At 74.8% G+C, this 14,027-nt stretch carries 12 protein-coding genes and 1 pseudogene; 6 read left to right on the forward strand and 7 right to left on the reverse strand.

Annotated elements, in window-relative coordinates; translation table 11 throughout:
* Nucleotides 1–15 precede the first annotated feature (15 nt).
* Complete coding sequence (locus tag ACGF07_RS05905) at nt 16–1,758, reverse strand: recombinase family protein (RefSeq protein ID WP_392895811.1); 1,743 nt, start codon at nt 1,756–1,758, stop codon at nt 16–18.
* A 35-nt stretch (nt 1,759–1,793) separates the two neighbouring features.
* Between ACGF07_RS05905 and ACGF07_RS05910 the strand changes: the two are divergent.
* Nucleotides 1,794–2,528, forward strand: a pseudogene (locus ACGF07_RS05910) (pirin family protein); the annotation flags it as partial.
* A gap of 605 nt (nt 2,529–3,133) precedes the next feature.
* Complete coding sequence (locus tag ACGF07_RS05915; RefSeq protein ID WP_392895813.1) at nt 3,134–4,477, forward strand: hypothetical protein; 1,344 nt, start codon at nt 3,134–3,136, stop codon at nt 4,475–4,477.
* Here ACGF07_RS05915 and ACGF07_RS05920 read toward each other — a convergent pair.
* Together ACGF07_RS05920 and ACGF07_RS05925 are read right to left on the reverse strand one after the other, a co-directional pair.
* The gene (locus ACGF07_RS05920; RefSeq protein WP_392895815.1) at nt 4,428–6,521 is read right to left on the reverse strand and encodes a tetratricopeptide repeat protein; all 2,094 of its coding nucleotides are present in this window, start codon (nt 6,519–6,521) and stop codon (nt 4,428–4,430) included. The two genes, ACGF07_RS05915 and ACGF07_RS05920, sit on opposite strands and share 50 nt — an antisense overlap.
* Before the next feature lie 192 nt (nt 6,522–6,713).
* Nucleotides 6,714–7,535 carry an integrase gene (locus ACGF07_RS05925; RefSeq protein ID WP_350746938.1) on the reverse strand — a complete coding sequence of 274 codons (822 nt, stop codon included), beginning with the start codon at nt 7,533–7,535 and terminating at the stop codon, nt 6,714–6,716.
* A 203-nt stretch (nt 7,536–7,738) separates the two neighbouring features.
* Here ACGF07_RS05925 and ACGF07_RS05930 point away from each other — a divergent pair, with 203 nt between their 5' ends.
* The gene (locus tag ACGF07_RS05930) at nt 7,739–7,864 is read left to right on the forward strand and encodes a hypothetical protein (RefSeq protein WP_350746936.1); all 126 of its coding nucleotides are present in this window, start codon (nt 7,739–7,741) and stop codon (nt 7,862–7,864) included.
* Between the two features lie 100 nt (nt 7,865–7,964).
* On the opposite strand, the gene ACGF07_RS05935 is transcribed toward ACGF07_RS05930, so the two are convergent.
* Nucleotides 7,965–8,582, reverse strand: a complete 618-nt coding sequence (locus ACGF07_RS05935) for a TIGR03086 family metal-binding protein (RefSeq protein ID WP_392895818.1) — start codon at nt 8,580–8,582, stop codon at nt 7,965–7,967.
* Entirely contained in the window at nt 8,579–9,445 is an 867-nt protein-coding gene (locus ACGF07_RS05940; RefSeq protein WP_392895820.1) for an alpha/beta hydrolase, read from the reverse strand. The genes ACGF07_RS05935 and ACGF07_RS05940 overlap by 4 nt, the downstream gene beginning before the upstream one ends.
* A gap of 175 nt (nt 9,446–9,620) precedes the next feature.
* On the opposite strand from ACGF07_RS05940, the gene ACGF07_RS05945 reads away from it, so the two are divergent.
* Complete coding sequence (locus tag ACGF07_RS05945) at nt 9,621–10,295, forward strand: TetR/AcrR family transcriptional regulator (protein ID WP_392895821.1); 675 nt, start codon at nt 9,621–9,623, stop codon at nt 10,293–10,295.
* 21 nt (nt 10,296–10,316) lie between these two features.
* Here the strand turns inward: ACGF07_RS05945 and ACGF07_RS05950 are convergent, their stop codons facing one another.
* Both ACGF07_RS05950 and ACGF07_RS05955 read right to left on the reverse strand, forming a co-directional pair.
* Nucleotides 10,317–11,630, reverse strand: coding sequence for an amidase (locus tag ACGF07_RS05950; RefSeq protein ID WP_392895822.1), 1,314 nt, complete (start codon nt 11,628–11,630; stop codon nt 10,317–10,319).
* Nucleotides 11,631–11,699: 69 nt separating this feature from the next.
* The gene (locus ACGF07_RS05955; protein ID WP_350748154.1) at nt 11,700–11,930 is read right to left on the reverse strand and encodes a hypothetical protein; all 231 of its coding nucleotides are present in this window, start codon (nt 11,928–11,930) and stop codon (nt 11,700–11,702) included.
* Between the two features lie 184 nt (nt 11,931–12,114).
* Here ACGF07_RS05955 and ACGF07_RS05960 point away from each other — a divergent pair, with 184 nt between their 5' ends.
* Together ACGF07_RS05960 and ACGF07_RS05965 are read left to right on the forward strand one after the other, a co-directional pair.
* Nucleotides 12,115–13,065, forward strand: coding sequence for an LAETG motif-containing sortase-dependent surface protein (locus ACGF07_RS05960; protein ID WP_392895824.1), 951 nt, complete (start codon nt 12,115–12,117; stop codon nt 13,063–13,065).
* Between the two features lie 99 nt (nt 13,066–13,164).
* Nucleotides 13,165–13,959, forward strand: a complete 795-nt coding sequence (locus ACGF07_RS05965; RefSeq protein WP_392895826.1) for a hypothetical protein — start codon at nt 13,165–13,167, stop codon at nt 13,957–13,959.
* The last annotated feature ends 68 nt before the right edge of the window (nt 13,960–14,027 follow it).

Raw genomic sequence — 14,027 nt, forward strand, 5'->3', positions numbered from 1 at the left:
ACCTACTGGCAACCGTCACAGCACGCGCTGACCGCCGTCGTCCGCCGTTTCCTGCCGCTTGGCGAAGTCGATATTCACCCGCTCATGCACCGGCCCTCGTCCGCCCCGCTCCTTGGACTTGGACACGGTGATCCGGTCCACGAAGAGCTTGACGAACTTTCGGCGCTCATCGAGCGGTGCGCTGTTCCACCACGAACCCGGGCCGATGGGGTCGACCTCCGGGTCTTCGGGCAGCCACTCGGCGATGGGGATCACTGGGGTCGCGGCTTCCTCCAGGACCGCGATCCGCGCCTCGGCCGCCTCCAAGAGGCTCAGCAGCGCGGACTCCTCCGCGATGAACCTCCGCCGGCCGATGTCCCCTCGGAAGCCGCCAGCCTTGCGGTCGTCGTACAGCTCTTCCAGCGCCCTCACGGCGTCGGCACGCTCCGCGACCAAGGTCGCGCGCTCACGGGACCGTTCGGGCGACTCATTGGCGACGCCGAACCTGCGTGTTGCTTCAGCGAGAACCGCCAGAGCCTCGTGGTCATGCTCAACCTCCCGCAGCAGGGCGAAGATGCTTCGTCCCACGTGGTCATCCAGTGCCGCCTGGCTGATGGTGCAGTCTCCGGCGTGCTGGCCCGGCAGCACCTTGCGCCGGCGGCAGCGATAGGACCGCTTCACCGGTTTGGCGTCCGCGTGGGAGGTCTTCACGGCTCCGCACTCGCAGAACAGGACTCCCATGGCGGACAGCAGGGATTCACCCCGCGAGAGGCCCTTTCCGCGCCCCCGCCCGTCGAGCCACTCCTGCAGCTCGTGCCAGTCCTCCGGCGGGATGATCGCCTCGTAGATCTGGAGCGGGAGCATCGTCTCGGGGTCCCGGAGGATGCGGTAGGTCTCTATCTGGCTCGTCGTCTTACCGTCTTCCCGGACCTTGTACACGGGCACGGCGGCGAATCCGGCGATCCGGGGGTCCCTGAGGATGCGCTTGACGGTCTTCGTGTCCCACGCGCTGTCCTTCGTCTTCTTGCCGTAGGTCGCGCCACGTGTAGGGACGATGACCTCGTTGTTCATGCTGTTGACGATCCCGCCGAGCGAACCGGGGTGACGGCGGCGCTTGGGGTCGTACGGCGCGTCCTTGTGCTTCTTGATCGTCGCCCAGATGTCGCGGATGACCTCTGGCTCGTTCTCGGTGTGCACGAGGGTCTGTATGACGATCGGCCGACCGTCCGCCGTGAGCCTGGTCTCGGCCCTCAGCTCGAAGCCGTACGGCGCCTTGCCCCCGACGTACCCGCCCAGCTCGCGGGCCGTGGCCTTGGCGCCCCGGACGGCGACGCTCTTGTTCTTGCTCTCGTTGTGCGCCTGGTCCAGGCGCATGAACATGTGGATCAGGTCCACGAGGTTGCCCTTGCGGAACTCACCCTCGGTGACGCTGACAATGGTCACACCGAGGTTCAGCAGCTCGACGACGACCGGGATCGCGTCGAGCGGATCGAGCCGCGAGAGACGGCTGATGTAGTAGACGATCAGCAGGTTGATCCGGCCTGCCCGGCAGTCCTGCAGCAGCTTCTCGAACTCCGGGCGCTCGACCCCGGTGAATGCCGAGATGCCGAGGTCTTCGTAGTACGTGACCGACTTGGCATCCCGTCGCTTGGCCTCCGCCGTACCCAGCTCACGCTGGGTCGTGGTGGACGCCTCGCTCGCGTTCTCCCGCGCGTCGGACTGGCGCGCGTAGACGGCCGCGTGGACGTCCATGCCGGTGATCACTGCTGGTGCGGACATGAAAGCTGATGGTACTAGTCCCCTAACTGACATAACCCAAGGGCACCCCGTGGCACCCGCACCGGGGCTTCGAGACGGTCACCTACATCATCGACGGGACGTTCGTGCACCAGGACTCGCACGGCGGCGGCGGCGTCATCACCGACGGCGACACCCAGTGGATGACGGCCGGCTCCGGCCTGCTGCACATCGAGACCCCGCCGGAGTCGCTGGTGATGTCCGGCGGTCTGTTCCACGGCCTCCAGCTGTGGGTCAACCTGCCCGCCTCGGACAAGATGATCGCCCCGAAGTACCAGGACATCCGCGGCGGCAGCGTCAAGCTGCTCAGCTCCGAGGACGGCGGCGCGCTGCTCCGGGTGATCGCCGGCGAGATCGACGGCCACCAGGGCCCCGGCGCCACCCACACCCCGATCACGATGATCCACGCCTCCATCAGCCCCGGAGCCCAGATCACCCTGCCCTGGCGCGCCGACTTCAACGCCCTCGCCTACGGCCTGGCCGGCCGCGGCTCGGCCGGCCAGGAGCGGCGCCCGTTCGGGATGGGCCAGGCCGTCCTGTTCGGCGACGGCGACTCCCTCACCATCCGCGCCGACGAGAGCCAGGACTCCCGCAACCCCAACTTCGAGGTCGTCCTCCTCGGCGGCCTCCCGATCCGCGAACCCGTCGCCTGGTACGGCCCGTTCGTCATGAACAGCCACCGCGAGCTCCAGCAGGCCCTGGAGGACTTCCAGGCCGGCCGCCTCGGCACCGTCCCCACCGACGCGCACTGATCCCGGCCCCCTGGGCGGCGGCGGAACCGGCCTCCGGTCCCGCCCGCCGCCCGGCCGTTTCCCGGCGCCCGCACGCCTCGGGGCCCCTCCGCGATACGTTGATCCTTTCGGCCGGGTGACCGGACCGGTGGCCGGGGGCTCCTGAGCGGAAGGACGGGGACAGCGCGTGGGAGAGGACCTGAGGCACTGGGTTCGCGTACCCGTGGGACCCGATGCCGACCGCTGGACCACCCGCGGGCGGTGCCGGCGGGTGCTGCTGGTCGTCCACAACGTGACCGCGGCGACCCGGCTGCTCGACGTGCTTCCGCTGTTCCGGGACGACCTCCGGCTCCAGATCCTGGCGACCTGCCCCGGTTCGTCGCCGTTCCGCTCCGGCGTGGCGGAGTTGCTCGCCGCGACGGGAGTCCCGGTGCTGCCCTGGGAGCAGGCGCTCTCGGTGCCGGTGGACCTCGCGGTTTCGGCCAGCTTCGGCGGCCAACTCGCCGATCTGAAGGGGAAGTTGGCCGTCCTCTCGCACGGCGCCGGATACAATAAGAAACTGGCCGCACCGGACACCGGACACCGGACACCGGACACCGGACACCGGACAGCGGACACCGGACAGCGTGTTCGGGCTCGGGCCGGAGTGGGTCCTGTCCGACGACGGCACCCCGATCGCGGACGCCATGGTGTTCTCGCACCCCGAGCAGGTCGCACGGCTCGCCGAAGCCTGCCCCGAGGCCCTGCCGACCGCGGTGCTGGCCGGTGATCCCTGCTTCGACCGCATCCTCGCCGCCCGGCGCCACCGCGACCGGTACCGGCGCGCCCTGGGAGTGCGTCCCGGGCAGCGCCTCGTCCTGCTGAACTCCACCTGGAACCCGACCTCGCTCTTCGGCGACGCCGGCCCCGAGGACGTCCTCCCGCTCCTGCTGCCCCGGCTGACCTCCGAACTCCCCGTCGACGAGTACCGGGTGGCGGCCGTCCTCCACCCGAACGTCTGGCACGGCCACGGCCCCGGCCAGATCCGCCTCTGGCTGGACAGGGCGCGGCGGGCCGGGCTCGCCCTCGTCGACCCGCTCGAGGGCTGGCGGCAGGCCCTGATCGCCGCGGACCTCGTCCTGGGCGACTTCGGGTCGGTCAGCTACTACGCCGCCGCGTGCGGCACGCCGGTCCTGCTGGGGGCTGCCGACCCGGACGTGCTCGGGGCGTCGTCGCCGGTCGCCGCGTTCGTCCGGTCCGCGCCCCGCCTCGATCCGTACGGCGCGCTGCTGCCCCAGGTGGAGGAGGTGCTGGCCGGACACCGCCCCCTCGAAGGGCCCGCCACGCTGACGAGTTCGGTCCCGGGACGCTCCGCGGAGCTGCTGCGCGGGCTCTTCTACGAGCTGATCGGCATCCCCGAGCCGACCGCCCCGGCGCTGCTCGACCCGCTGCCGCTGCCCCCGTACGAGCCGCCGCTGCGGACCGCCCCGCTGCACGTCCTGACCAGCACCGCGGCGGACGGCACGGTCTCCGTCCAGCGCTTCGCCGAGCCCCGTCACGACCCCGGGGGCGAGGGCGAGGGCCACCTCGCCGTGCACGAGGAGACCCTCGATCCCGGCGTGCTGGACCTCGCCGACGTGGTCCTCCGGTACGGCGAGGCGGACGACCCCCGGTTCGGTTCTCCCCGGGAGTGGGCCGCCGAGGTGCTCGGCCGCCACCGGTACGCCTCGCTCGCCGCCTACGTCACCGGCCCGCGGGAGTGCACCGTGCTGCACCGCAGCGGCCTGCTGCTCCGCCTGACGGCCGACGCCGACGGCGATCCGGGCGCGCACGCCTCGGCGCTGCACGCCCGGCTGCGCACCGGCTCCGACCCGACGGAACTGGCCGCCACCGGGCTGACCGTCCGGACCGGAAGCCGGCGGGAGCGGGTGCGGGTGCAGGTCACCGGGCCTCGGGACGGCACCGGTCCCGCAGGGCCGCCAGGTAGCTGAGGTGGACGGCGGCGTTCTCCCGGCTCAGCAGGGCGGCGGCCTCGTCGACCAGCAGGAGCGCCGCGTCGGGCTCGGCGGTGTCGAGGTGGAGCTCGGCGAGGTCGGTCAGCACCCGGGCGGTGTTGTAGCGTTCCCCGCTGTCCCGGAAGAACTCCATTGCGGCCGCGAGCCGTTGCCGCGCCGCGTCGAACCGGCCGAGGCCCCGCAGCGCCCGCCCGCGGTGGCGCTGCAGCAGCGCGTGCGCCCGCGGCAGATCGGCGGCGCCGTCGTCGGCCGGGCCGATGCCGTCGAGCAGCACGTCGGCCTGCTCGAAGCACTCCAGGGCGGACCGGAAGCGCCACTGGCGCAGCCGCAGCAGGCCGAGCGACTCGACGGCCGTCGCCCGGCCGCGCAGGTGGCCGGCCCGGGCCTCGTCCTCGGCGGCCGCCAGCAACTCCCTTTCCGCCTCCTCGTCCTGACGCGACTCCATCAGCGCGAAGGCGAGTTGGGTGTGCATCCGGCCGGCCGTCCGGGTGCCCCGGCAGTGGCGTTCGGCCGTACGGGCCCCGGCCCGCAGGGCGGGCAGCAGGGCGTCGTGGCAGCCGGCCTTGAGCTGCACCGCCCAGAGCGCCTCGACGCTCTGGCAGACCGTGTCGAACCGGCCGAACTCCTCGGCGGCGAGCACGGCTTCCACCAGGTTCCCGAGTTCGGCCGCCAGCGCGGCGACGGCCGCGCCCTCGTCCTCGTAGGGCCCCGGGCCGAGCTCGGCGTACAGCGGGCCGAGGTGCCAGCGCTCCTTCAGCGCCGCGTAGTCCGCCTGGACGGCGAACCGCAGGTACCAGTCCACGGCGCGGGCCACGGCGGCGGCGCACCCCGCCAGGCCGTGCTCGCGGACCGCGGCCTCCTCGGCGTGGGCGCGCACCGCCGGCCGGTAGCGGTAGCGGCCGTCCCCGGTGCTCTCCAGCAGCTGCCGGTCGGCGAGTTCGGCCAGCACCCGGACCGCCTCCGCCTCCGGGACGTCGGCGGCCGCCGCCACGGCGCCCGCGTGCAGGGACGGCCAGGGGCGCAGCGAGCCCAACCGGTAGACCAGGGCAGCGTCCGGGGCCAGGCGACGGTACGCCTCCTCGGCCGCCGCCCGGACCGGGGACGACGCGGCCGCCGGACCGACGAGGGAACCATCGGCCAGGTGCGGGGCCATGGTGCGCAGGGCGAGCGGTGAGCCGGCGCAGCGTTCCAGCAGCGAGGGGAGCGCGGCCCGGGCCGTGGTCATGGCCGGCCGTCCCGCGAGGTCGGTCAGCAGGCGCTTGGCGTCCTTGTCGGACAGCGGGCCGACGGGGATGGTGACGGCGTCCAGTCCGGTCAGGGGACGGCGCGCGACGATCACGGTGAACACCCCTGGTGCGGCCGTGACCAGCGGCTGGACCTGCGCCGCCGACCGGGCGTGGTCGAGCACGACCAGCATGCGGCGCCCGGCGAGCAGGGAGCGGAACAGGTCGATCCGGTCGTCCACCGCGGGCGGCACGTGCTCCGCCGGGACTCCGAGCCGCGACAGGAAGTGCCTCAGGACCGTCGCGGCCGTCGGGGCGGTGTTCGCCGATCCGCCGCGCAGGTCCGCGTACAGGGTTCCGTCCGGGAACCGGCGGGCCTCGCGACCGCCCCAGTGGACGGCCAGGGCGCTGGTGCCGATCCCCTCCGGCCCGTGCAGGACGGCCACCTTGGGGAGTCCGTCGGGCTTGCGGTCGGCCTCGCGGTCCAGCAGCGCCAGCGGTCCCTTGCGGTCGGTGAAGAAACGCGTCGAGGCCGGGAGCGAGCGCGGCACGCCGTGCGCCGCCGCCGCAGCGGCGCCCCCTCCGCTCATCACGGCGGCGAGCACCCTGGCCTGCTCCGGGCTGCGGAGCGCTTGCGCCACCAGCAGGCCCGCGACGGACTCCCGTTCCGCCTGCCCGACCGGGGCCGGCACCTCCCGCCCCACCGCACGGGCCAGCAGCCCGCCGACCGTCTCCCAGGCGCGTTTGCCCGCCTCGTTGGCCATCCCCGCGCCGGCCGCGCCCAGGAAAGCCGTCACCGCCGACAACGACAGCGGATCCACCCGCACCCACCCCCCGGTCCTACGTGGAGCGAGGATCGGCCACGCCCCGGTCTGTTGCGTCCGGCCCAACGGTAGCCTGCCGTACCGGGCGTACGGGGGAACCGGCCGTACGAGGGAACCGGGCGTACGGCGGGCCCGGCCGTCCCGGTGCCGCGGCGGGGCCGGCGGCTACAGCAGCGCGTAGACCGCCGAGGCGTCGTCGTGGGTCTTGCCGCGCGGCCACCGCTCGCAGGCGGCGTCCGCCCGTTCCACCTCGCGGACCTGGGCGATCAGCTCGCCCGGGCCGGCCTCCGCGAGCAACCGCAGCACGTCGCCCCAACTGCCCAGTCCGAAGCGCTCGGTGTAACGCGAGGCGCCGTCGGTCAGCGCGGCCAGGGCGTGCAGCCGGTCCAGCCGGACGAAGCCGGTCTCGGCGTGCTGGGCGGCGCGCGGGCTCGCGGCGGCGATCCACGGCCCGTTGCCCCGGTTGCGGGCGGCCCGCACGGCCGTCGCGTACTCCAGGTGCAGCGCGGCCCGCTCGGCCGAGCCCGGGACGGTCGCCCAGACCTGACGGCGCAGTTCCTCCCCGCCGGGGAAGCGCTGGTTGTCGCCGATCACCTTGGGCGGGGCGTCCTTGAACTCCAGCACCAGCAGCGAGTCGCCGAGCACCAGGTACTCGAGCGACTCGCCGTGCCGCCGGGCCGCGACCACCATCGCGGCGGGCGTGTTGGGGTGGGCGAGGTCGCAGCGGCCGCCGTGCAGCGCGGCCGTCTCGACGATCGCGTCCGCCAGGCACTCGGTGATCGAGCGGTCCGCCCGGTCGGTGAGCCGGGCGAGCAGGTGCACCCCCAACCGGCGGACGTACCAGGCCGTTCCGTGCCGGCACCCGGACTCCAGGCCGGCCGGCGAACTGGCGCCGTCCAGCAGGACCAGCGCCTCCGGCGAGGCCGCCGCGAAGTCCTCGCTCTCCCGGTCGGGCCGCCGTGCTTCCCCTGCGAGCTGTAGCTGCATCCCGACAGTGTGGCCGCCGCCCCCGGCCCGCGCCCAGCCCCTTGCGTCGGTGTGGCGCGGGCCGGCGCCCGCCGCCCGGTGGCAGCCGGGGCAATTCGGCCATACCGTCGGATAGCGACTGGACAATTCGGCCAATCGGGGCCGGTCAGGTTTGGCACCACCTTCGGGTGTCCGGTCGGCCCGGGAGTGACGAGGAGCGGAAGATGTTCTGGCAGTTCATCGTGTTGCTGGCCGCCTCGCTCGGCTTTCCGACCGCCGCCCTGTTCTTCCTGATCGGCGGGCCGCGCTTCCCGGACGAGAACCGGGAGCGGAAGGCCCGGCAGGCCTAGGGCCCGGCCTCCCGGATCCGGCGGACGCGGCGCGCCAGGAGCCCCGAACCCTCGTTTCAGAAACCCCGAACCCTCGTGTCAGGAACCCCGGGCCCCCGCTTCAGGAGCCCTGGGCCTTCCAGCCCGGGTCGCGGCCGAGCAGGGCCAGGGCGCGGTCGAACCGGCCGTCGGCGGCGCCGGGTTGGAGGCCCGGGCGGAAGGCCCGGCCGGGGGCCCGGGCCTCCGGGGTGTTCGGGACGGCCTCGGTCACCGCCAGCAGGGCGCCGACCAGGGCGTCGTCGCCGTCCACCGCCGCGACCAGCTCCTCCGGGGCGCCGAGCGCCGCGGCGACGTCCCAGCCGTGCACCAGGGTGTCGAGCAGGTGGAAGCCCACCGCCTGGGCGAGCGGGAACGGAGCGCCGTCGCGGATCTCGGGCAGCCAGAGCGGACGGTCGGCGGCGGCCGCCGCGCGGAAGGCGGCGGTGAGTTCGGTGCCGGTCCGGCGGAAGGCCTCCGCCGGGTCCGGGCCGACCGGGGCGTCCGCGAACAGCGCGAGGTCCGGCCCCGCGCCGCGGGCGGCCGCGGCGAAGCCCCGGTGCTGGCCCACGCAGTGCTCCAGCAGCCGGCGCAGTGTCCACCCGGCGCAGGGGGTGGGCAGGTCCAGCTGCTCCGGCCGTACGCCGTTCACCACCCCGGCGGCCAACTCCATGGCGCGGTCGTGCAGTTCGACGAGCTTCATGCGGCAGCGACCTCCGAGCCGGCGGCGATGAATCCGATCACCTGGTCAACGACGGCCGGTTCCCTGATGATTCTCCGGTGGCCGAGGTTCTGCGTGACCACCAGGTCGAGCCGGTCGCCGAAGGCCCGCCGCAGCCGGTGTGCCTGGGCCGGCGGGACGACCCGGTCGCCCTCGTCGTGCAGGAGGAGCACCGGCAGGTCGAGGGAGCCCGCCTGGAGGGCGGCGTCGTAGCGCTCCCAGGCTCCGGCGTCCCCGGCGAACAGCTCCTGCTCGATCCGGCGGCGCAGCGCCTCCTCCACCGCGGCGTTCAGGCCCAGCCCGGCGCAGAACGCGGTCGGGAAGAAGCCGACCTCGGACACCCCCGAGACGGCCGCCAGCCGGCCCGCCCGCAGGCCGTCGGCCAGTGCGCCGAAGGCCGCGCACACGCCCAGCGAGTGCGCGACCACGGCCTCGAACGGGCCGTAGCGCTCCTGGAGCCGCAGCGCGATGTCGCGGTACTCGAGCACGCTGGTGGCGTGCTCGCCGGAGTCGCCGTGGCCGGGCGCGTCGAAGGACAGGACGCTGAGGCCGAGCGCCTGCAGCCGGGGCACGAAGGGCGCGAAGCGGGAGGCCCGCGAGCGCCAGCCGTGCAGCAGCAGGACGGGGCGCTCGCCGCCGCCCCAGCGGTAGCCGACGACCTGTCCGCCGTCGACGGCCAGCGGCTCGCGGACGGCCCGCCGGTGGACGTCCTGCTCGTCGGGGCGGACCCGGCTGCGGCGGAGCGGGCGCCGGAAGAGTTCGAAGGCCGCCCGGCCGGCCAGGTCGGGGGCGATCCGGGCGGTGGGGTTGAGGACGGTGCGGATCAGTGCCTGGGTCGGGTCCATCGGGCCTCCCGGTCGGTGCTGACGGGTGTTCCTGCGGGGCCGTGCGGGGTGGTTCCTCGTGCCGCGTCCTGGTTCGGCGCGAGATATTAGCACGATCGTTCGTTCAGTTTTCGGGGCACCGACCGCCCACGCACTACCCTGGGCGCACGCACGGCGAGCAGAACGGGGGCGGACGATGACCGGACCGACCACGGACGGAAGGGTCCTGCGCGGCGAGGAGACCCGCCGGGCGGTGCTCCACCGCGCCGTCGCGATCGCCTCCGTCGAAGGCCTGGAAGCGCTCTCCATCGGCCGCCTCGCCACCGACCTCGGACTCAGCAAGAGCGGCGTCTTCGCCGGCTTCGGCTCCAAGGAGGAGTTGCAGCTCGCCACCGTCCGGGCCGCCCGCCGGATCTTCGCCGACGCCGTGGTCGTCCCGGTCGCCGACACCCCGCCCGGCCTCACCCGGGCCCGCGCCCTGTGCGAGAGCTGGCTCGCCTACTCCCGCGACCGGGTCTTCCCCGGCGGCTGCTTCTTCTACGAGGTCACCGCCGAGTTCGACGCCCGCCCCGGCGCCGTCCGGGACGCGCTGGCCGCCTGCGCCCGGGAGTGGCACGAGACGGTGACGGCCGCCCTCACCGACGCCCGCGCGGCCGGCGCCCTGCGCCCCGACACCGACCCCGGCGACCTCGCCTTCGCCCTGATCGCGGTCCTGGAGACCGCCAACTCGCAGGCCGTGCTGCACGACGACGACACCCCGTACCAGCGGGCCGGCCGCCTCCTGCTGCGCCTGCTGCGGGCCGAGGCCACCGACCCGGCCGACCCGGCCCTCGCCCTCCGGACCGCCGGCACCGGCGACGGGCCCTGGTAGGGCCCGGTCCGGAGCCGGACCCTAGGCCTCCGCCAAGCCCAACGCCCGCTGCAGCACGGCGGCTTGGGCGAGCAGCCGCTCGTCCCCGCCCGCCGCACCGACCACCTGGAGGCCGAGCGGCAGTCCGGTCGCGGTCCGCCCGGCCGGCAGGCTCAGTGCGGGCAGGCCGAGGAAGCTCCACGGCGACGACATCACCGCGTTCCCGGTGGTGTGCAGGCCCTCCGGTGCGCCACCGGTCGCGGACGGCGCGAGCCACAGGTCCACCCCGGCCCCGGCCGTCGCCGCCGCCACCCGCTCGCGCAGCCGCTCCCGGAACTCCAGCGCGGCCGCCCGGTCCTCGGGCGCGATCCCCTGGCCGACCCGGATGCTCGCCACCGTCTCCGGCCGGTACAGGCGACCGAACCGGGCGAACCAGTCGGCGTGGCTGCGGGCCAGTTCGAACCGGTTGACGGCCTGCAACTGCCGGCTGACCTCGGCGAAGTCGGCGAACAACGGCACCCGGCACACCGTCAGACCGGCGCGCTCCAGCCGTTCCAGCCACTCCTCGAAGGCGCTCAGCGCGGCCGGCTCGGCATGCTCCAGGTACGTGCCGTCCGGCACGCCGAGCACGGGCACGCCGGCCTCGGGCTCCCGCCGCCAGTCGTCGCAGAGCAGCGGGGCCGCCAGCGCCACCCCCGCCAGATCGGCGGTGAACACGCCCAGGGTGTCCAGACTGGGCGCGTTCGGGAGCACGCCCGCGGACGGGATCCGCCCGTACGTCGGCCGGAAGCCCACCACTCCGCAGTACGCGGCCGGGCGGATCACCGAACCGACCGTCTGGGTGCCGATCGCCAGCGGCACCAGGCCCGCCGCGACCGCCGCCGCCGAACCGCTGCTGGAGCCGCCCGGGGTGTGCCCGGGGTGGTGCGGATTGCGGGTCGGCCCGGGAGCGCTCGCCGCGAACTCGGCGGTCGCCGTCTTGCCCGCGACCATCGCGCCCGCCGCCAGCAGGCGGTCCACCACGACGGCCTGCGGGCCCGCCAGCACCCCCGGCGGCAGCGCCGATCCGCCGTGCGTGGGCAGCCCGTCCACGTGCACGACGTCCTTCACCCCCACCGCCACCCCGTACAGCGGCGGCCGCCCGGACGGCCGGGGGTGGCGCGCCTCCAACTCCCGGGCCCGCGCCATCAGCCGGTCGTGCCGGCCGGGCTCCGGCACGAAGGCGTGGATCAGCGGGTCGACCCGCTCCACCAGCGCGCAGAGCCGGTCCACGTACGCGGGCAGGCCCGGCTCACCGGACCGCAGGCCGGCGGCCTCACGGGCCAACGAGCGCGGCCGGACGAGGGGTTGCGTCATCCCGCCCACGGTAGCCCTGCTCACGGCGGCGTCGGTCCCCGGCCGCCCGGGGTCATCCGCACGCCGGTCTCACTGGTGCTCGGCCGCCAGGTAGGGCTGCTCGCGCAGGAAGTACGCGCCGCAGGTGTGGCAGCACAGTTCGGGGGTCTTCCCCCAGTCCACCGCCTCCCGCACCGGCGCCTCCGGATCGAGCTCGCGGCCGCACATCGCCACGTTCTGCCCGCCCCGGACCATGTGCCACAGCCGCACCCCGCCGGACTCGCCCTCGGCGCCGTACTCGGCTCGCATCTGGTGCATCATGCACCCCATCGTCCGACCGTCCCCCGGCCCCGGCAACCGGAGGCCGCGCAGCGCGTTTCCCCCGGTCGGGATCCGGCCACCGGCGCCCGGTAGGGTACCCGGGCGCGACCGGCGCCGACGGCCTCCGCCGCGGCCCAAGTCGCCCCGAATCAGCCGAATTTCACCCAAGCTGGAGCCTTTCAACGTGCGCTCTTCCCACATCCTGGCCGCGTCCGCGCTGGTGGCCCTCTCGCTCGGCGCCACCGTCTGCGCCGCCTCCGCGAGCGCCGTCGGGATCAGCCCGACCCCCACCGCGACCGCCACGCCGAGCGCGACCACCCCGCCCAGCACCCCGGCGACCACCCCGGGCACCCCCGCCCCGACGGCCACGGCCAAGCCGACGGCCACCGGTCCGGCCAAGCCGACGAACCTGCCGACCCCGCCGGCCCCGAAGCCGGCCCCCGGCGACGAGTGCCGCGGCGGCGTCTACCAGAGCTCGCTGCTCAAGGTCACCGGCACCGGCCTGTACGGCACCACCCTGACCAAGGGCGGCCCGGCCGCCGAGGTCACCCTGACCTGGGAGAACAAGAGCGGCGTCGACCTGCCCGCCGTCGACAACTCCTTCTACGTCACCGACGAGTTCGACGGCGGTCGGCCGGTCGACTGGAGCACCGAGTTCTTCGACGTCCAGCTGAACACCGGTGACGGGTGGAAGCCCGCGCAGCTCAATGACCGGAGCCTCCGGGCGCCCGAGTTCAAGCTGGCCAAGGGGCAGAAGCTCACCTACAAGGTCCGGATCGCCGCCACCGCGAAGGCCCCGGTCGGCCGCTACGGCGCCAACTACGAAGCGGGCTCCAACGCCTTCGAGAACGCCAAGGTCCCCAACCCGGCCAACAACAAGCCGCAGGCCTGCACCCAGTTCCTCGACGACTACCTGGGCGAGTTCCACGTGGCCGAGGCCGGTGCCGCCACCACGGCGGCCGCCGTCCCGGTCTCCGCCTCCGCCTCCGCCTCGACCGCGGCCGGCCCGGAGCTGGCCCACACCGGTGCCGACTCCAGCACCCTGCCGATCGCCCTGGGCGGCGCGGCCGTGCTGGCGGCCGGTGCCGGAACCGTGTTCGTCCTGCGCCGTCGCAAGGCCGGCGCGCACAGCTGATCCACCCGGAACGAACCCGAGGGGCGTGGACAACCGTTCCCGCCCCTCGGGGGTCTTCCCCCCTCGGAGAGCGACCCCGACCCGACCGCTGGAGCCCCGATGCGACCCGCCCGCCTTCCCGCCGCCTGCACCCTCCTCGTGCTCACCGCGGGCCCGGTCGCCCTCAGCACGGTCCCCGCCCACGCCGCCGACTCCTCCCCCACGGCGGCGCCGTCGGCGGCGCCCGCAGGGACTCCCTCGACGACGCCGTCCGCCCCGGGCCCGAACGCCACGGCCGACCCCACGGGCACCCCGTCCGGCGGCCCGGCCCCCTCCGCCTCCGCCGCACCGACCGCCGCCGGCTCCCCCGCCGACTGCCCCGGGGGTCCGACGCCCGTCACCATGCCGGTCACCGGCACCGGCACCGGCACCGGCACCGGCCAGCTCTCGGTCACCTTCGACTACACCACGACCGCGACGGTCAGGGAACTCGCCACCACCGTCGCCCTCGCCGACGGCGGCACCACCGCCCTCCCCGCCGAACTGCGCGCCCCCGGCGGCACCTGGAAGCCCCTCACCGTCTCCGGCACGCCGACCGACACCGGCACCTACCTGGTCGCCCCCGGCCAGAAGCTCACCCTCCAGCTCCGCGCCGGCACCCTCGGCGACCACCGCCTCACCTTCACCGCCACGTCGGAGCTCCTCCCGAGCGGCTCCGCCCCGGCGAAGAAGGACACCTGCCCCCGGCTCACCGCCGCCTACACCTACCGCACCCCCACCCCGCCGGCCCCGACCCGCCTCGCCGACACCGGCGCCGGCACCGCCTCCCGCCCCCTCGCCGTCGCCGGCACCACCGCCCTCCTGCTCGGCACCGCCCTCCGCTGCCTGACCCGCCGCCGCCCGGCCCAGGACTGACCCGCCCCCGCCCGGCCCAGGACTGACCCCGAGCAACCCCGAGGTCGCCGCCGCCTGGCGAGGGCGTT

This window comes from Kitasatospora sp. NPDC048194, assembly GCF_043202455.1.
GTDB lineage: Bacteria > Actinomycetota > Actinomycetes > Streptomycetales > Streptomycetaceae > Kitasatospora.

Coding starts and splice junctions, on each gene's coding strand:
- ACGF07_RS05965 (WP_392895826.1), top strand. CDS start 13,165: ATGCGACCCGCCCGCCTTCCCGCCGCCTGCACCCTCCTCGTGCTCACC.
- ACGF07_RS05950 (WP_392895822.1), bottom strand. CDS start 11,630: ATGACGCAACCCCTCGTCCGGCCGCGCTCGTTGGCCCGTGAGGCCGCC.
- ACGF07_RS05940 (WP_392895820.1), bottom strand. CDS start 9,445: ATGGACCCGACCCAGGCACTGATCCGCACCGTCCTCAACCCCACCGCC.
- ACGF07_RS05935 (WP_392895818.1), bottom strand. CDS start 8,582: ATGAAGCTCGTCGAACTGCACGACCGCGCCATGGAGTTGGCCGCCGGG.
- ACGF07_RS05925 (WP_350746938.1), bottom strand. CDS start 7,535: ATGCAGCTACAGCTCGCAGGGGAAGCACGGCGGCCCGACCGGGAGAGC.
- ACGF07_RS05945 (WP_392895821.1), top strand. CDS start 9,621: ATGACCGGACCGACCACGGACGGAAGGGTCCTGCGCGGCGAGGAGACC.
- ACGF07_RS05905 (WP_392895811.1), bottom strand. CDS start 1,758: ATGTCCGCACCAGCAGTGATCACCGGCATGGACGTCCACGCGGCCGTC.
- ACGF07_RS05955 (WP_350748154.1), bottom strand. CDS start 11,930: ATGATGCACCAGATGCGAGCCGAGTACGGCGCCGAGGGCGAGTCCGGC.
- ACGF07_RS05930 (WP_350746936.1), top strand. CDS start 7,739: ATGTTCTGGCAGTTCATCGTGTTGCTGGCCGCCTCGCTCGGCTTTCCG.